At 37.8% G+C, this 18,192-nt stretch carries 15 protein-coding genes and 1 riboswitch; of the genes, 1 reads left to right on the top strand and 14 read right to left on the bottom strand.

What is annotated here, in order from left to right; translation table 11 throughout:
- Position 1: 1 nt before the first annotated feature.
- The 13 genes from AC6CHR_RS10510 to AC6CHR_RS10450 form a co-directional block, all read right to left on the bottom strand.
- Positions 2-664, bottom strand: a complete 663-nt coding sequence (locus tag AC6CHR_RS10510) for a sulfite oxidase-like oxidoreductase (protein WP_498248661.1) — start codon at positions 662-664, stop codon at positions 2-4.
- A gap of 150 nt (positions 665-814) precedes the next feature.
- Entirely contained in the window at positions 815-1,732 is a 918-nt protein-coding gene (locus AC6CHR_RS10505; protein WP_498248660.1) for an ABC transporter permease, read from the bottom strand.
- The gene (locus AC6CHR_RS10500; protein WP_498248659.1) at positions 1,719-2,795 is read right to left on the bottom strand and encodes an ABC transporter permease; all 1,077 of its coding nucleotides are present in this window, start codon (positions 2,793-2,795) and stop codon (positions 1,719-1,721) included. The genes AC6CHR_RS10505 and AC6CHR_RS10500 overlap by 14 nt, the downstream gene beginning before the upstream one ends.
- Positions 2,779-4,299: an ABC transporter ATP-binding protein gene (locus tag AC6CHR_RS10495; RefSeq protein ID WP_498248658.1), complete on the bottom strand. Its 1,521-nt coding sequence runs from the start codon at positions 4,297-4,299 to the stop codon at positions 2,779-2,781. Before AC6CHR_RS10495 ends, AC6CHR_RS10500 begins: the two co-directional genes overlap by 17 nt.
- 75 nt (positions 4,300-4,374) lie before the next feature.
- Positions 4,375-5,391: a BMP family protein gene (locus AC6CHR_RS10490; RefSeq protein ID WP_498248657.1), complete on the bottom strand. Its 1,017-nt coding sequence runs from the start codon at positions 5,389-5,391 to the stop codon at positions 4,375-4,377.
- Positions 5,392-5,557: 166 nt separating this feature from the next.
- A riboswitch (SAM riboswitch) is annotated at positions 5,558-5,666 on the bottom strand.
- Between the two features lie 323 nt (positions 5,667-5,989).
- Entirely contained in the window at positions 5,990-6,832 is an 843-nt protein-coding gene (locus AC6CHR_RS10485; RefSeq protein WP_498248656.1) for a DUF4097 family beta strand repeat-containing protein, read from the bottom strand.
- Positions 6,833-7,387: an HAAS signaling domain-containing protein gene (locus AC6CHR_RS10480; protein ID WP_498248655.1), complete on the bottom strand. Its 555-nt coding sequence runs from the start codon at positions 7,385-7,387 to the stop codon at positions 6,833-6,835. It lies immediately after the preceding gene.
- Positions 7,380-7,703, bottom strand: a complete 324-nt coding sequence (locus AC6CHR_RS10475) for a PadR family transcriptional regulator (RefSeq protein WP_498248654.1) — start codon at positions 7,701-7,703, stop codon at positions 7,380-7,382. Before AC6CHR_RS10475 ends, AC6CHR_RS10480 begins: the two co-directional genes overlap by 8 nt.
- Before the next feature lie 962 nt (positions 7,704-8,665).
- A complete protein-coding gene (locus tag AC6CHR_RS10470) occupies positions 8,666-10,714 on the bottom strand; it encodes a catalase (RefSeq protein ID WP_498248653.1) in 2,049 nt (682 codons plus the stop codon).
- Positions 10,715-10,900: 186 nt separating this feature from the next.
- The gene (locus AC6CHR_RS10465) at positions 10,901-11,716 is read right to left on the bottom strand and encodes a uroporphyrinogen-III synthase (protein ID WP_498248652.1); all 816 of its coding nucleotides are present in this window, start codon (positions 11,714-11,716) and stop codon (positions 10,901-10,903) included.
- Between the two features lie 482 nt (positions 11,717-12,198).
- Positions 12,199-13,098 (bottom strand): formyltetrahydrofolate deformylase, encoded by a 900-nt coding sequence (gene purU / locus AC6CHR_RS10460; RefSeq protein ID WP_498248651.1) that lies wholly within the window; start codon positions 13,096-13,098, stop codon positions 12,199-12,201.
- Between the two features lie 77 nt (positions 13,099-13,175).
- Positions 13,176-13,622 carry a threonine/serine exporter family protein gene (locus tag AC6CHR_RS10455; RefSeq protein WP_498248811.1) on the bottom strand — a complete coding sequence of 149 codons (447 nt, stop codon included), beginning with the start codon at positions 13,620-13,622 and terminating at the stop codon, positions 13,176-13,178.
- Positions 13,623-13,848: 226 nt separating this feature from the next.
- Positions 13,849-14,604, bottom strand: coding sequence for a threonine/serine exporter family protein (locus AC6CHR_RS10450; protein WP_498248650.1), 756 nt, complete (start codon positions 14,602-14,604; stop codon positions 13,849-13,851).
- Between the two features lie 402 nt (positions 14,605-15,006).
- Between AC6CHR_RS10450 and ade the strand changes: the two genes are divergently transcribed.
- A complete protein-coding gene (gene ade, locus AC6CHR_RS10445; RefSeq protein WP_498248649.1) occupies positions 15,007-16,740 on the top strand; it encodes an adenine deaminase in 1,734 nt (577 codons plus the stop codon).
- A gap of 82 nt (positions 16,741-16,822) precedes the next feature.
- Here the strand turns inward: ade and AC6CHR_RS10440 are convergent, their stop codons facing one another.
- Positions 16,823-17,965, bottom strand: coding sequence for an SEC-C metal-binding domain-containing protein (locus tag AC6CHR_RS10440; RefSeq protein WP_498248648.1), 1,143 nt, complete (start codon positions 17,963-17,965; stop codon positions 16,823-16,825).
- Between the last annotated feature and the right edge of the window lie 227 nt (positions 17,966-18,192).

The following is an 18,192-nucleotide window of genomic DNA, read 5'->3' as shown; positions in this document are numbered from 1 at the left end:
CTCAGTCATAATCTTTTCTCTCCCATTCATCCTCAGGTATTGGAAGATCCTCGCCTGAGAAGCGTTCTTCTTTAAAGGGATCCCCATTCATATGGAAACCATTTTGCTCCCAAAACCCCGGTTGATTTTCATCGATAAATTCAATACCTCTGATCCACTTGACACTTTTCCAAAAATAAAGATGTGGAACAACCATTCTTAGTGGCCAGCCATGTTTATCGGTTAAAGGTTCATTTTCAAAGGAGTGTGCAAGCAGAACGTTTTCGCGATCTAAATCAGATAATTCCAGGTTAGCCGTATAATCATGATCTGCATGAAGCATGACATACTTCCCTTTCGGTTGAATGCCAACTTCCTTCATTAAATCCTGAAACAAAATCCCTGTAAATGTATTATCAAAACGCGACCATCTTGTAACACAATGAATATCACACTTAACAGATGACTGCTTCATTTTCATTAAATCATCGTATGATAATGTTACTTCCTTATTAACAGCGCCAAATAGTCGAAGTGACCAATTTTCTAACTCGCACTTTGGAACATCTCCTTCATGTAAAATCGGAAACCGTTCTGTTAATACTTGTCCTTGTGGTAAACGTTTTGCTAGTTTCGGATCAGCGGCTGGTACTTTCATTCGTTTGATTCGGTCTGCTTTTTTCATGATGATGCTCCTTTCTGGGAGTATATAATTTACAAATTGGTATAGCTCTCGTGGGAAAAATAAAGGGCGATTTTTCCTCGTTTAGCAGTAGTACTTTGTGTTAATTAGTTTTGTTGTTGTATCTAGAGGAAAAACATAGGGCGGTTTTTCCTACCTCCCACTTTGCTGATTCACTTCCTGCGATCCCATTCCACGGTCTCTTAAGAGGAACATGGCGAAGATGGTTATGACGTATGGGAGCATGGATGTAAATTGTGTTGGTAGGGAGTAGCCTTGTAGGCGAATACTGATTGCGTCCATGAAGCCAAATAGTAGACTTGAGCCCATGATACCGATCGGGTGTGATTGTCCTAGCATTGTAGCGACTAGGGCGATAAATCCACGTCCTGCAGTCATACCTTCTGTGAACATCGTGACTTGTCCTAACGATAATTGAGCTCCTGCTAGTCCACATAGGATTCCACATAGACCGATTGCTAAGTATTGTAGAGATTTAACTTTCAGGCCTAGACTTTTCGCTGCTACTGGGTTCATCCCCACTGAAAGAACTCGAAAACCAGTGACTGATCGATATAGAAACACATATAGTAAAATCGCTGCTAAAAATGATAAGTAAACAAGTGGTGAGTGTCCAGAGAAAAGTGCTCCTAATACCGGTATGTCTTCAATAAATGGAATATCCCACTTAGGCAATCCCTGCATGTCTTTGTTATAATAGGCACCCTTTACCTGAAAAATTGTCCGCAGCGCAAAAGTAGTGAGTCCAAGGGCTAAGAAGTTAATGGCCACACCTACAACAATATCATTTGCTTTGAGCTGAATTGTCATATATGCAAATAACATCGCAAAGACCAGCGTCATACCTGCTGCAAAAAGAACCGCCATAAATACACTGCCAGTAAAATGGCTACCAACGATCGCGGAAAAGGCACCAATAAGGATTAATCCTTCCAAACCAACATTAAATATCCCAACACGGGAACACAAGGCTCCACCTAATGCAGCAAGTAAGATCGGCGCAACCATCCGGATTGTCGAGTTTAACAATGTGAGGTCAAAAAGTTCCATTTGAGCCACCCGCTTTCTTTTTTCGCTTCCACCATTTAAAAGTGACTTTAGCTGAAATAAATAGAATTAAAACAGACTGTATAATACTCGAAACCTCTAGTGGAACTTGTGTATTCCGTTCCATTCCCATAGCTCCTGTTTCAATTGCAGCTAAGAAAATCGATGTAATAGCCGTTCCAAGCGGATGGGAGTTTGCTAGAAGAGTTGCCATTAATCCTGTCCATGCATAGCCTGGTACTGTTAAACCCCCGTCAATAAAGCGATATTGCGAGCCGAGCACTTCTACTGTTCCTGCAAGTCCTGCTAATGCACCACTAATAAACATACTAGTCAGCATAACCTTTACCTTATTTACACCACCATAGGAAGCAAAAAACGGATTAAGTCCGAGCATTTTCACTTCATAGCCAGCCGAGGTTGTCTTAAATATGATATACATGATAATTGCTGCAACGATTGCTATAATAAAGCCCCAGTGAACACTCATTCCTTGAAATAGCTTAGGTAACCACACACTTTGATCAAGCATTTCAGATTGAGCAAGCGCTGCTGATCCTGACTTATCTTGAAATGGGTCTGACACTAGATAACTTGCAAATAAAACAGCAATATAATTTAAAAGTAATGTAGAAATAAGCAGCTGAACTTTAAATTTCGCTTCCAGCCAGCCTGCAAAAAGAGACCATAGGCCACCTGCTAAAATACCGATTAGTAAAACAAGCAATGTTTTGCCGATGCCACTGCCAGGTAGATAGACACCAGCTAATGCAGCACTTACAGCGCCAAGCACCATTTGCCCCTCTGACCCTAAATTAAATACACCAGCTCGAAATGCAAGTGCCACTCCAAGACCGATCAGCATAATTGGCGTAGCTCTCGCTAATGTGGAAGAGAAAAAATAAAAGTTGCCAAAAGCACCATTCCACATTTCTTTGTATGACGCAAGAACAGGTTCTCCGACAATACTAATAGCTATTGCACCTGTTAACAGGCCAATAAAAATCGCTAAAAATGGCTGTAGCAACGAACGAGACAATCGTACTAAACTACTCTGCACCTTCATTGTGCTTCCCCCCTGCCATTAGTACACTGATTGTTTCTTCCGATGCATCGTAACGGTCTAATTCCCCAACAATTTCACCTTCGTACATCACTAAAATCCGATCTGAAAGTGTCATGATTTCGGTTAACTCTGAGGAAATAAGTAATACAGCTTCACCTTTATTTCTTTTTTCAATAAGAGCTTCATGAATCGTTTCCATTGCCCCTATATCAACACCACGAGTAGGTTCAGCAGCAATCAGGATTGGTGTTTCTTGTCCTAATTCTCTAGCCACTATTAACTTTTGAAGGTTTCCACCTGATAAATAACCGGATTGCTCATCTATTGATCCTGCCTTAATTTCAAATTTATTTATCCAACTTTTCAAAATGGTTCGAAAAGGTTTCTTTCGCAAAAAGGAAAAAGAACGATACTCCTTCTTTGTGTGATACCCCATAATCGCGGTCTCTTCAACACTTGCCTGTTTCGCAGCCCCCCATAAATAACGATCCTCTGGGATATGTGATAATCCCGCTTGACGAATCGCCTTAACGGATTGATTTGTTACTTGTTTTCCATCAATGAAAACGGCTCCTGAGTTCATTGATCTCAATCCAGAAATTACTTGAAGTAGCTCTGATTGTCCATTTCCTGAAACACCAGCAATCCCAACAATTTCGCCACGATTCACTTTAAAAGAAATACGGTTTAGAACCGGTTTATTCGCCTTTTCCTGGACAGTTACATTTTTCACTTCAAGAATCGCCTCACCATTTATTTGGGCACGGCTAGTTAACTCTTGAAGGTCACGACCAACCATCAGCTTTGCTAACTCATCAACTGAGGTCTCATCTCTAGCTACAGATCCAGTGACCTTTCCATTACGGAGAACGGTAATATGGTCCGCAACCTCCATCACTTCACGAAGTTTATGGGTAATAAGAATAATGCTTTTACCTTGATCAGCTAATTGACGAATAGTTCCTAATAAATCCTTTACCTCATGGGGTGTTAATACCGCCGATGGCTCATCTAAAATAATCATTTCCGCCCCTTGATAGAGTACTTTGAGGATTTCCATTCTCTGTTGCTCTCCGACAGAACAATCAGCTGTTTTTGCTGTTGGTCTAACTGGAATTTTGTATTGGTCTACTAGTTGCTGTACTTTCTCAATAGCCTGCTTTCGATTGAAAAAACCAGCCTTTCTCGGTTCATGCCCAATCACAATATTTTCGGCAGCTGTGAAGTCAGGAAACAGCATAAAATGTTGGTGAACCATTCCAATCCGATTTTCAATTGCGTCATTTGGTGTTGTGAAGTTCATTTGCTTTCCATCTATATAAATCTCACCTGAGGTAGGCAATTCCATTCCATAGAGCATGCGCATTAATGTGGTTTTTCCTGCGCCATTTTCTCCTACGACTGCATGAACCTCACCTACTTTTAGCGCTAGAGAAATAGAGTCATTCGCTGTAAAACTTCCATACTTTTTTGTCATATTTTTCATTTCTAAACGGTTTGGCATTATTCATCCTCCCTCAGTGACACACAGGGAACCGACTGCAATAGCTGTAGTCGGTTCCGATTTTACCTTATATAATTAGTTTTCTAATGGATTGGCAATTTCTAGCTCACCACTTACAATCTTATCTTTGATAGTCGTCACTTTTTCGATTACGTCTTGTCCGACAAAATCATTTAATGGTGTTTCACTTTCCGCTGTTACGTAGGTCAAACCAACACCATCTTCTTTCAGACCATAAGCGACAGCCCCTGGTTCATATGTCCCTTCAGAAAATGCTTTAATCGTTTCATATGCTACTGCATCTGTTCCTTTTAATTGTGATAAGACAATATGTTCGGGATCAAGTACGGTACGATCGATATCTTGTCCTGCTGTGAAAAAGCCCTTTTCTTTAGCTGCTTCAAAAACGCCAAGATCTCCAACTGCCGCTGCTCCAGCAATGAAGTCAGCACCTTTAGACGCCTGAAGAATGGCAAGTTCCTTTGCCTTAGCTGGATCATCAAAGCTTCCTACATAATTCACTAAGTACTCTGCATCTGGATTTGTTGACTTTAAGCCTTGCTCAAACGCAACTGTCCACTTTTTCATTAGTGGTATATCAACTGCGGTAACCATGCCAACTGTATTCGTTTTTGTTGATAAACCAGCAGCTGCACCTAGTAAGTAGGCTGCCTCATGTTCTCTAAAGTTTACACTTCGTACGTTTGGTAAATCTACTGTTGTATCAATAATGGCAAATTGCTTGTCTGGGTTTTCACTCGCAACCTTTTTTAATGCATCTTCTGATTCAAATGAAGAGGTAATAATTAAATCATAACCCTCAGCTACAGCTACTCGTAAATTCTCTTCTATTGCTGCAAGGTCTGTCGATTCGATCGTTTTCAGCTCAAAACCGAATTCTTCTGCTGCTTTTTTTGCACCCTCATCCATTTGTTGAAAGAATGGATTCACACCAATTTTCTCAGGGAGTACAAGAGCAATTTTCTTTGACTTTGCTTCTGTTTTCTCACCTGATGATTTTGTTGTCTCATTAGCTCCACAGCCCGCCAATAACACCGTGAATAAAGCAATAAATACAAATAATTTCTTCATGTATGCCCCACCTTTATATTCGTGTTTTTTCTTCTACAGACAAATATACACTAGTTATCGTACAAATTAAAGACCTATAGGCAAACATTATCGATAAAACATTTATATTCGTTCGTATTTTAAACACAAAAACCCCTCCTTTTAAGGAAGAGCATTTTTATATCTCTTCTTATCTATCAGAACTTTAACATTCTGCAGGAATTAGCACCTTGCTATCATTCTATAGCGGATGCTGGGCATCAATGGGCCAGTCCCTCTGCCACTCTCGATAAGGATTTTGTCTAAATTTGTCGTAAAATTTAATTATTTCTTATTTTAAAGAATATTAAGGAAATTGCAAGTTGTTTTCACTAAAAATTTAATATTTCTAAACTATTAATTAATTTATTTGAGCGTGTCATTTGTTGCAGCTGACAGGAAAGGTAACTACATCTGTACCCGCACAATGCCTAAGATTTAAACATAAGAAAAGAGATAGTCTCATGACCATCTCTTACTAAAAGTTATTTTCATAAAGCTTGTTATTAGAAGTCTTAGCCAATCAATCCCGGATGATGACCCTTCTTACTTTCAAGGTAATAGAAGACCTTTGAACCAGTTATCTCTTAACTGATATGTCACCAATCTCTGTCGTTGCTTTCAGGGTAGGTCCATTGGTTCCAATTTGAGTGATGATACTTCGAGAATCCGAGTCTTTGTATCCTTTAAATCCTGAGATTGACACATCCCCTAGTTCACTATTTAAATCAAACTCTATATTTCCAGGTTCTTCTGCAAAGGTAACCTTTAGTTCGCCAATATCTGATCGCAACTCAAGATCATCTTTCATATCAATTAAAGCAATATCTATGTCACCGGTATCCGTCTCTGCATTCGTTTTACCACTAATATTTTCTAATTCGATATCCCCTACATCAGTTACATAATTTCCATTTCCACTATATTGATTAACATATATTTCGCCAACATCACTATTAACATACAATTCAGTTGGTTCAACACCTTCAATATCGATTTCACCAACATTTGTGTTTACTTCAAGCTTATCTAATAAACTCTTTGGTATGCTTACATCCAGAATACGTTCACTTTGGAGACCTGAATTCACAAAAGGGATTTGAATGAAAAATTTATTTGATTCACGAACAACAACCTCGACTTTTGTTTCGCTCTTAACAACCTTGAATTTTATTTGGTCCTTTAATTTTTCAGCTACACTCCCATGTAGTTTGATGTCTATTTGGTCACTTTCTCCTTCTCTAATTCGTACTTCCCCTACATCCACATTAATCTTCATCGTTTTTATTCCGTTAGCCGAAATTGTTTCTTGTTCATTTATATTTGCATTTTTACCCATGGAAAATGCATTCCCACCTACTGTGAACAAACCAACTACACCTATGACAAGGGCGATTAATGCTCCTAATGCTACCTTTTTCATTTATTTGTTTCCCCCTTTTACAATTCGGATATTAAACTTCACATATTTTAAAATCATTTTGTATAAAAATTTGCCAACATAAATCATTGCAATGCTCATTAATACCCCTAAACTACAAAGAATGAGTCCCATAAAGAATTCGACTACGATATTAGTCGGACCATAAAAAATGAGAGAAATAATCAACGCAAGCGGTGAAAGGGTAAGTGTAATAGCTGATGCAGATAAAGCTAGATAAACACCAATGACAGCAATAATTGGCCCTAATAAAAAGATGATATTAAAAAAACTAAGGCTAATGGTTGCAAGTACAGCTTGAAACATGCTTTTTACCGATTGATCGGTTTCTGCCTGTGACACCATATAATCAACTAACAAGTCCTTTGCTATCAGCTTTGGGTTTCCTAGATCTTCAGCGATTTCCTCTTCCGATTTTTCGTTCGTCATACCTAATTCAAAATGTTCCTCAAAATCATAAAGCATCTCTTTGCGATCATGTTCAGGTACCTTCTTAAGTTGACTAGCTAATTCGTTAAGAAACTCCCGCTTATTCATGGTCCTCACTCTCCCCTAATAATTCATCAACACTTCGACTAAACTGTCTCCACTCACCTATTAATTCCTGCATATACTCTCTCCCTTTTTTGGTAAGGGTATAATACTTTCGGGACGGACCCTCGGAGGATTCAACTAGATACGTTGTAAAATAGTCTTCCTTCGTTAATCTTCGTAGCAATGGATATAACGTACCCTCTGCTACATCAATTCGCTTTGAAATATTTTGAGCTAGCTCATATCCATATTGATCCTTTTTTGAAATCAGTACTAAAACACAAAGCTCAAGTACTCCCTTTTTAAATTGAACATTCATTTTCGGTCATCTCCTACTATATGTTGATCACTACTGTGTATTGTCTACTAGTGGACCAAAAATAATTCTTTTTCCATTTAGGCTCTTTTCTATAAGTTTGTCGTTCTCAAACATGAAAAATGGCAAAGTCATTAGGCGAAAAGAGCACGAAGAAAGACTAAAGACATATAACAAAGCTTATAACGAAAAACAACAATCTTTGCGAAACAGCCTTTATTTATATTATATATCTATCTTATCATGCACTAGTGAACAATGCAAGGTACTGATTAATATTTATTTAGGGGATGTAGGTAGCAATTCCACCAGTTGTGTATCACTTTTCATGATTATTTTATTTGACTGGCCTAGATTGCACCTCTTTCTTCCATTATTGAGGCCTCTTCGCTGAATTGAACCACTCTCTCATTTAATTGAACCACTGCAGCTATTTATTGCACCTCTTTCCACGTTTATTGCACCACTAACTTCCATGATTGAGTCCGATCCTCTGAATTGAACCACTCTCTCATTTAATTGAACCACTGTAGCTATTTATTGCACCTCTTTCCACGTTTATTGCACCACTAACTTCCATTATTGAGTCCGATCCTCTGAATTGAACCACTCTCTCATTTAATTGAACCACTGCAGCTATTTATTGCACCTCTTCCCACGTTAATTGCACCACTAACTTCCATTATTGAGTCCACTCCTCTGAATTGAACCACTCTCTCATTTAATTGAACCACTTCAGCTATTTATTGCACCTCTTCCCACGTTAATTGCACCACTAACTTCCATGATTGAGTCCACTCCTCTGAATTGAACCACTCTCTCATTTAATTGAACCACTTCAGCTATTTATTGCACCTCTTCCCACGTTAATTGCACCACTAACTTCCATTATTGAGTCCGCTCCTGCGGATGGCACACCACAAAAAAAGTGCTGAATGAATCCAGCACTTTTCTAAAGTTTAAGGTCATTTATAGTTTCGATCCCAATGCCTGTGTGCAGCTATCGCTTCAGTGAAGTTGGAAATAAACTCACTTTTTTCATCTCCAATTATCACTCCAGGACTCTTCACCATGTTTTCAGTTAAGAATACATTCTTAACTCCGTGTGTGACTCCGATAGGTTTGTAATGTGAAAAGGCTTCTTTAATAAAATGAGTCGTTTGTTGTTTAAACGTTTGATTAATTGTGGTACTTCCAACAACATAAAGGGCATCAAATAAGACTGAATCACAGGTAAGAAATGTATGATCAACTTCTAGACTAGCATTGTCGGTACCATTTACCATTCCTAAATTCTCGCTAATAATTTCAGGCTGGAGACCATATGCCTTTAATTTTTCTAAACTGGTGATGACCTCTTCCCCATTAAAGTCATTGCTTACAATTACACCAATCTTACGTGTGATATGGTTTTTCTTAGTATTTTCCTGGCTAAGTGCCGGCGAAGACTTTGTTCCATTCATCACACCATTTTGAGGAGGATTCGCCCCGATTGCTTCAGCAAATGCTGTAGCTAACTCAATGCTGACGTTGCCATACATATCGACAACCTGTTGTCTGACCAATTTGCTTTTTACTTTGCCTAACTCAAAACTAAAGGCTTCAATGATATGCTGCTTTTCCGTGCTGCTCATACTATTCCAAAACAGTGTTGCTTGTGTAAAGTGATCTTTGAAGCTATCACTTCTTCTTTGCACTTTTCTACCTTCGACTTTTTCTTGAAAATGGACGTAGCCACCTTCTTCTTCACTTGCAGGTGAAGGTGTATTTGCGGCAAGTGAATTGTTGTGATAGCTAACTTGTCCTTTATTAATCGTTTGGCGACTATATCCATCTCGTTGGTTATTGTGGAAAGGACATACCGGACGATTAATCGGCAGTTCATGAAAGTTTGGACCACCTAAGCGAATTAACTGTGTATCTGTATAAGAGAATAAACGCCCCTGTAATAATGGGTCATTCGAAAAATCAATACCCGGTACTACATGGCCTGGATGAAAAGCAACTTGTTCTGTTTCAGCAAATACGTTATCAACATTGCGATTTAGCGTCATTTTCCCAATTATTTTAACTGGTATATCTTCCTCAGGCCATAGCTTTGTTGGATCTAGAACATCAAAGTCAAATGCAAATTCATCTTCTTGTTTAATCAACTGTACTCCTAACTCAAACTCAGGGTAATCTCCATTTTCAATCGCTTCATATAAATCACGGCGATGGAAGTCTGGGTCTTTACCTGATATTTTTTGTGCTTCATCCCACACAAGCGAATGGACACCTAATACTGGTTTCCAGTGAAACTTCACAAAATGTGCATTTCCTTGCTCATTTACAAAGCGAAAAGTATGAACACCAAAGCCTTCCATCATCCGGAAGCTTCTAGGAATTGCGCGGTCAGACATTGTCCATAACACCATATGTGCTGATTCTTGATTGTTAGCAACGAAATCCCAAAACGTATCATGCGCTGATGCCGCTTGTGGCATTTCATTATGTGGTTCAGGCTTGAGTGCATGTACTAAGTCTGGAAATTTTATTGCATCTTGAATAAAAAACACAGGAATGTTATTACCAACTAGATCATAATTCCCTTCGTTTGTATAAAATTTCGTAGAGAAGCCTCGTGCATCTCGAACAGTTTCAGCCGAACCTCGCGATCCTGCAACTGTTGAAAAACGAACGAATACTGGTGTTTTAACAGATGGATCCTGTAAGAATTTTGCCTTAGTAAACTCCTTCATCGATTCGTAGACTTCGAACTCACCATGTGCAGCATACCCTCTAGCATGAACGACTCGCTCAGGAATCCGTTCATGATCAAAATGGGTCATCTTTTCACGAAAATGGAAGTCCTCCAGCAAAGTAGGACCACGTTCACCGGCCTTTAGAGAAAATTCATCCTCTGCTACTCGTAACCCTTGGTTCGTCGTTAATTTCTCCCCTCGATCATCTACTCGATACGATTCTAATTGTTCACTCTTTTCGTTCCGCTTCTTATCTTGCCCATTTCTCAATCGCCTTACCTCCCTGTAGGTTAAATCCCTGAATAAGTAAAAGATATTGTTTGATATCTCATACCCGGCTGAGGTGGCTGATAAACTAATGTAGAAGTCATTTTAATAGTTAGTATGCTAGAAAAATAGACAAAAAAAGAACGACAAAGGTTGTCGCCCATTCACATCATCTAGCAATTTTACATTCTAGTTCGAAACTATCTCCTTATAGTAATGAACAAGTGCAATAATGGCACTCCCCATTCGTTCTTCTTCTGGAATGACAAGTCTTTCAATACCAACTTCTCGCAAAGCTTGTGCTGTTACTTTACCAATTGCAACGGCTACAACATTCGTTGCAAATGCCTTTAACACCGCTTCTTCCTTCCCCTCTTCCTTGGCATAGGCCATCAGAAAGCGTGCTTGAGGTGTACTAGTGAAATTAACAGCATCTACCTCACCATTTATAATTTCAGTAACTAGCTGTTCCATGACTTCTGGATTAGGTGGTGTGTGCTTATAAGGTAATACTTCTCTATATTCTGCATCCTGTTCCTCAAGCCAATTAATTAACACTGGGGCAGGATCACCATGTAACTGAAGAGCAACTCTGCACCCTTTAACTTGATGGGCTTGTAGCTCCCTAACTAAGCCAGCTGTACTTCCATCATCATCTCTTACCAAAGGCGTAATTCCTAACTTTTTTAATACATTAACAGTTTTATAACCTCTGGCTGCAACCTTCGACGTTTGTAGCATTTGTAGGAATGACGCTTCTAATCCCATATCTACTGCAGTTTGATATAGCTTATCTGTTCCAATTCCGGTCGTGAAAATTAGCCAATCAAAATGACCATTTACTAAAGCTTCGATCTCCTTTTGTATATTCGATTCATCAAGAAAGACAGTCCCTTGTGCTGGACGAACTAAAGCAACACCACCTAGATTTTCTACGAGTTTGCTTAATTCCGCTGACTTCCGTTGCCCTGCTAGTGCTATGGTTTTTCCATCTAATCGTTTCACGACAACCACTCCCGATAATGTAATAATGCTATCTTCGTAAGACGTGTTGTTCTTCCGTTATTTTCAGTAACCACCTTAGAAGCCTTTACTGATTTGTTAATATTGTATCATCATTTGTTAATAAATGGCTCTTTTCTAAAAGTTTGTTGCTCTAATACGAATAAAAATCGGCTTTTGGATTTTTATTATCTAAATTGAAGCGATCTTCAGTGGGATATCAGAGTCATTTAACGAAAAGAGCACGAAGATAGGCTGAATACGTAAAGATTTACTTATTACGAAAAACAACAATCTTTGCGAAAACAGCCTAATAAATAGATCATTCTATTTTTTCGATGACTATTATCTAAATGAAGTGTGCTATTTACTTGAAATGTCCTTATTTCATGTAAAAAGAGGAATAATACTTTAAAAATAAAACCCCTTAATCAAGGGGTTTTGTGCAAAGTTCACTTACATATCAAGAACTATTTTCGCAAAGATCAAAATACAATTGTCTTATTCTCGTGAACAATAATCCGATCTTCCAAATGCCATTTCACTGCTCTCGCTAAGACACTCCGTTCAATGGAGCGGCCAATTTTTTTCAAATTATCTACATTATCTTTATGGTTTACACGACCAATATCTTGCTCAATAATCGGACCTTCATCAAGATCATTTGTCACGTAATGAGAGGTTGCTCCGATTAACTTTACTCCGCGCCCATATGCCCGTTCATAAGGTCTTGCTCCAATAAAGGCAGGTAAGAACGAATGATGGATATTTATAATTTTATACGGGTTTGCCGCGACAAAGTTTGGGGTTAAAATTTGCATATATCGAGCTAAGACAATTAAGTCGATGTCATGTTCTTTTAAAAGTTGCAATTGTTTTTCTTCAACCTGTTCACGGATATCCTTATTAGCGGGAATATAATAGAAAGGAATATTTAATCCTTCTACAACATCTCTCGCCTGTTCGTGATTACTAATAACAAGAGCAATATCAGCCATTAGATCTCCACTTTGCCACTCCCACAATAATTCTAACAAGCAGTGAAGTTCTTTTGAAACAAAGATTGCTGCCTTTTTGATATTGTGGACGTGATTGAAATTCCATTCCATTGAAAATGAATTAGCGATTTCTGAGAACTCCTGTCCCATTACTACCGCCTTTTCTTTTAAACCAGGGCACTCAAATTCAATCCGAATGAAAAATGTTCCACCTTCAGGATTTGTTGAATACTGGCTAGATTCAATGATATTAGCATTATGTGAAAATAAAAACTTTGAGATTGTCGAGACAATTCCTGGTTGGTCAGGACAACTTACTAATAATCGTCCGCGATTTTGATTACGTTGTTGAAATGAATCGATATGTTCTTTAATATATGACTTCATAATAAAAACCTCTCTATAAGTGATGAAAACATTATACAGTAGACTGACAGACTTTTTAAGGAATTTTAATACAGTTTCTACTGAATAATCTTCTTTTGACTAGACTTCTTAATAATTTGATTAATAACTTCTGAAAAAACTAACCCGATTGCGATCGCTCCAGAAATCATAAACGCCTCAGCAGCAAGTGAAATAGCCGCATTATAATCATTCTCGACAACCCGCCGCATCGCATCATATGCCAGACCACCAGGTACTAACGGTATAATACCCGAAACATTAAAAATAATGACAGGTGTCCGATATGTTTTCGCAAAAAATTGACTAATAATTGCAATACAGAAAGAAGCAATGACCGATGAAAACACACTATCGTTCGTATATTGATTCAAACCAATATACACCATCCATCCGACCATACCAACTAATCCACACTTTAGCAACGTTTTAACCGGTGCATTAAAAATAACACCAAAAGCTGCCGACGCAATAAAACTAGTTATAAGCTGTTCAAACACTAGTATGTAACCTCCTACCAAAAGCGTAAGTGCCGATTATTATTTGTATAGAGCAACATATTTCAGAAAAAACTTTCAGCAAAAAGCACTTATAAATTGATTTATCCAATCACTCTGTGCTCTTTCTGCGTCACTACCTTGTTATTCTCTTCAAAATTTGTCTTACTTTTACAGAAAAAATCCAAGTGCCTATTTTTCAGGTATAGGGCTATATCATTTTTTCGGAAAGAGCTTAATAAAACGAAAAGACAACGGCAACCCCAGCTCCAATGGCAAATGAGGTTAAAAACGCTTCTGCCCCCTTTGAAATCCCTGAAACCAAATGACCAGCCATTAAATCCCTCACCGCATTGGTAATTAATAAGCCTGGCACCAATGGCATCACAGAACCGATAATAATCTTATCAAGCTCGGTTCCAATATCCAGTACAACAAACAAAACAGCAAGTAACCCGATGATGAAAGAGGCTAAAAATTCAGCAAAAAATCTTATCTCGATTAATTTATGTACATAAATCAAGCATGAAAACCCAATTCCTCCCGAAATTAACGCAGGAATAAAGTTTATCCATCCCCCTTGAAACATAATTAAAAAACAGCCACTCGCAATTGATGCCGCCATGATTTGTACCCATATTGGGTATGCATGAGGATCGCGCTCAATTTCCTTAAGCGAATCAAATGCTTCCCCTATCGTAAGCTCTCCATTTGAAATCCGCCTTGATACACTATTTACTTTTTCCACTTTTTGAAGATCTGTGGAACGATCAACTATTCTTACTAACTTGGTCGGATTATGACTATCGATTGAAAAAATGATCCCTGTTGGTGTTACATAGCTATGAGAATGTAGAATGCCAAATGATGCTGCTATCCGTGTCATTGTATCTTCCACACGATACGTCTCGGCGCCACTTCTCAGCATAATTTTCCCTGCTAATAAAACGAGTTCGATTATTTCAAAGGTTTGATTTTTTTCAATTTCCAACTTTCCTTCACTCCATATTAGCTATGTCTATAATGAGTTTAAATAAGAACATTCAATTAAGCAAATCTTTCTAGCAGGCTTTTATGTAAAATTTGCAGCTCTGTGATAAATTGAAAATCGACTTTTGGATTTTCACGATATAAATTGGAGCTATTTTAAAAGCAAGCTACAACGCACAGATTATATTTTGTTTTGCAGTACTGTTACGAAATCCACTACCTTTTATTAATAGACTTATTATCATTAGCTGAGAAATTGTTCGTTTAAATACGCTATAAAGTTTGTTAGAAAAGAGAACATTATTGAGTAAAAGAACTTTTAAATGTTATACAATAGTGGAAACTTTACAATTTACGCTAACATTCATTCTTTAGCAAAGGTATACAAAAAGGGGGTTTGAAAATGGACTCATTTAAGAGAAAACTGGCAGTGGCTGCTAAGAAAAAAGAGGCAGATTTAGTTATTAAAAATGGGAAAATAATCGATGTCTTTAATGGTGAACTTATTGAAGAGACTATTGCTATTTCAGATGGTGTAATCGTTGGCATTGGCGATTATCAAGGAAAGCAAACCATTGATGCACAAGGAAAATATATTTCTCCAGGTTTTATCGATGGACATGTACATATTGAGTCTGCAATGGTTACACCTAAACAGTTCTCCCATGTGGTTATTCCTCATGGAGTTACAACGGTTATTGCCGATCCACATGAAATAGCAAATGTTAGTGGAGCAAATGGAATTCAATATATGATCGATGCTGCAAAGGATACGTTATTAAATACGTATTACATGCTACCATCCTGTGTTCCAGCAACTTCATTTGAGAATGCAGGAGCTATCCTTTCTGCGAAGGATTTACAGCCATTTTACGAGTATGACAATGTGTTAGGCTTAGGTGAAGTGATGGATTTCCCCTCGGTTTTTAATCAAGATCCCGCTATGCTAAAAAAATTATCTGCTGCAAATCTGCTTAAGAAAAAAATAGATGGTCATGCTGCAGGGATATCGGGAGATCCTTTGAATGTTTACTTAACCGCTGGTATTACCTCTGATCATGAATGTGTAACAGCTGAGGAAGCATCTGACCGACTAAAAAGAGGTATGTACGTCATGCTTAGAGAAGGATCAGCCGCAAAGGATTTAGTATCCCTACTACCTGTCATTACAGAAAGAAATGCACGCCGCTGCTTATTTGTTACAGATGATAAGCATTTAGATGATTTAGTTGATGAAGGTAGCATTGATTACAATATATCCTTAGCGATTAAAAATGGATTAGAGCCCATTATCGCCTATCAAATGGCAACATTAAATGCCGCAGAATGCTTTGGGTTGCAAACAAAAGGAGCTATCGCACCTGGTTATGATGCTGATCTTGTTATCTTGAGTGACCTTGAAACTGTGAAAATAGATCAAGTCATTATAAATGGGAGCCTTGTATCTAAAAAGGGTGAAATTATTGAGGATACGAACAATAAAAAGAAGATACCACAAACGTTATTGAACACTGTAAAATTAAAACCTTACAGTGTTGAGAAACTACAAATTACATGCAAGAAAAAAACAACGGCTAATATCATTGAAATCATTCCTAATAAAATTATCACAAAACATCTTATCGAAGAAATAGAAACAGAGAATGGATTTTTCAAACCCTCCGTAAAAAAAGACCAGCTAAAAATAGCTGTTTTTGAACGACACGCTAACACTGGAAACATTGGTCTTGGCATTGTAAAGGGATTTGGGTTAACGAGTGGAGCTATTGCAACGACTGTTGCCCATGACTCACATAATCTCGTTGTTCTGACAACAAACGATCACGATCTTTGCAAAGCCACTGACTACTTAACGGAAATTGGTGGTGGAATAGTTGTCGTTAAGGATGGAAATATCCTTGCTTCATTGCCTTTAGAATTATCAGGTTTAATGACGACAAAGCCGTTTGAATTTGTAAATGAACGACTTGCTTCACTTAACATTGCTTTGCAGAAGATTGGCTTCATTGGAAGCTTCAATCCCTTTTTAACACTATCCTTTTTAGCCTTACCTGTTATTCCAGAACTAAAGATAACCGATCTTGGACTCTTTCAAGTCAGTAAGTTTACACATGTTGATGTAATGAAAGATCATTAGCACAAAAATAAACCTATCACTCCTAAGGATGGTCCCCTGAAGTGATAGGTTTTTTATATTCCTGACCGATAACAGCCTTCTCCTATCCACAACACTTTTTATACTTTTTCCCACTACCACACGGACAAGGTTCATTTCTACCAACCTTTTCTATACTTACAGGCTGGTCAAAGGTTGTGATGCCATCTTCATCATCGTTTCTTCCTTCAATAATTCCCTTCCATTCGTTAAGAAGCGGATGGTCCATACCGATCATTTTATAATAGCTATACGCTAACTCTTCAACATCATATAAAAAAGTTGTAGGTCGTTTACTTACATAGTCATTAATCTCCGGTTCGGCCTCTACACTTAACTGATGGGCAAGAGCTTCGATTACCGTAGCTTTTAGATCTTCATCGTCAACTTGATGATACGCATCGCGTAAAACCTTGATTGATCGATCTGTTTTGATATTTTCTATAATTGAGGTTGCGTAGATATTGGATTCTACCTTATTAATATAGGGCGACACTGCCTCGACTACTTCATTCGTTTGGAAGGTGATTAACGTTGCAGCTACCTCATCTAAAAGAATGTCATCGTCTCGAACCAGCAGCGGTGCTAATTTATGGATATATTGATGCTTCTTGATTAGCCCTATCATATATACAGTTAAAATCCCTTTAAAATCAAACCATTCTTCTAAAAGGCTTGCTTCAAAATCTCGATCGATCTCTGCTTCAGTTATCCATTCCTTTTTGACGAGCATAAAAGCAACCTTCTTAGCTTGATTATATAAACTTGATTGATTGCCTTCGCCGCTATTCAAATACATAAGAATAGATTGGTATACCCCCTTTACCTCCTTTTCGGTTCCATTCATTACCAATTCATATAAATCCCACGTTTCCTTAGGAATAAATGGAGAAAGAATCTGCTTATATTTCAATGCAATTTCAGGAGCTATATCTGCAATTACTTGACTGTAAATATGTTGAATTTCAATTGGCGCTTGATTTACCCCCTCCACTAACAAACTAACAAGCTCTTCATGCATTGGGTCAATCGATAAGTATATTAAAATTGATGTACGCTTTTCTTCATTTCTGATCCCTTCTCTGACTAGTTGTTCATTCCAGCTTCTTTTTTTACCTGGGTAATCATGCAAAGCATGTAAAACAAAGTCTTGAATAATAACATCCTCTGATAAAAGGAATGGCTCAATTCTTTCGATAAAAGTCATTTTTAAATTGTCTCCTCTGTCAAATCAATCTATTATAATTTGATTACTTTTGGTCATTTCAGCCTAAAAAAAACAATATTCTTACATATGTTTTATCACGTGTATCTTATTGAAACAATGTTGCAAGACTAAATCAAGGAAAGTTTTTCAATTAATCTTACTCTCCAATTGGTTAAAAGCCTATTTTCTATGGTTAGTAATCTATAACAGGTGGTATAGGGGGTCAA

This window comes from Metabacillus sp. GQ13 (assembly GCF_059758525.1).
Note: the sequence above shows the minus strand (reverse complement) of the source record. Positions and strands in the feature narration are given on the sequence as shown.

Excerpts from the sequence above, each read along its gene's own strand:
- AC6CHR_RS10510 (WP_498248661.1), bottom strand. The coding sequence starts at position 664 with ATGAAAAAAGCAGACCGAATCAAACGAATGAAAGTACCAGCCGCTGAT.
- AC6CHR_RS10440 (WP_498248648.1), bottom strand. The coding sequence starts at position 17,965 with ATGACTTTTATCGAAAGAATTGAGCCATTCCTTTTATCAGAGGATGTT.
- AC6CHR_RS10505 (WP_498248660.1), bottom strand. The coding sequence starts at position 1,732 with ATGGAACTTTTTGACCTCACATTGTTAAACTCGACAATCCGGATGGTT.
- AC6CHR_RS10485 (WP_498248656.1), bottom strand. The coding sequence starts at position 6,832 with ATGAAAAAGGTAGCATTAGGAGCATTAATCGCCCTTGTCATAGGTGTA.
- AC6CHR_RS10480 (WP_498248655.1), bottom strand. The coding sequence starts at position 7,387 with ATGAATAAGCGGGAGTTTCTTAACGAATTAGCTAGTCAACTTAAGAAG.
- AC6CHR_RS10475 (WP_498248654.1), bottom strand. The coding sequence starts at position 7,703 with ATGAATGTTCAATTTAAAAAGGGAGTACTTGAGCTTTGTGTTTTAGTA.
- AC6CHR_RS10495 (WP_498248658.1), bottom strand. The coding sequence starts at position 4,299 with ATGCCAAACCGTTTAGAAATGAAAAATATGACAAAAAAGTATGGAAGT.
- AC6CHR_RS10490 (WP_498248657.1), bottom strand. The coding sequence starts at position 5,391 with ATGAAGAAATTATTTGTATTTATTGCTTTATTCACGGTGTTATTGGCG.
- AC6CHR_RS10500 (WP_498248659.1), bottom strand. The coding sequence starts at position 2,795 with ATGAAGGTGCAGAGTAGTTTAGTACGATTGTCTCGTTCGTTGCTACAG.
- ade (WP_498248649.1), top strand. The coding sequence starts at position 15,007 with ATGGACTCATTTAAGAGAAAACTGGCAGTGGCTGCTAAGAAAAAAGAG.
- purU (WP_498248651.1), bottom strand. The coding sequence starts at position 13,098 with ATGAAGTCATATATTAAAGAACATATCGATTCATTTCAACAACGTAAT.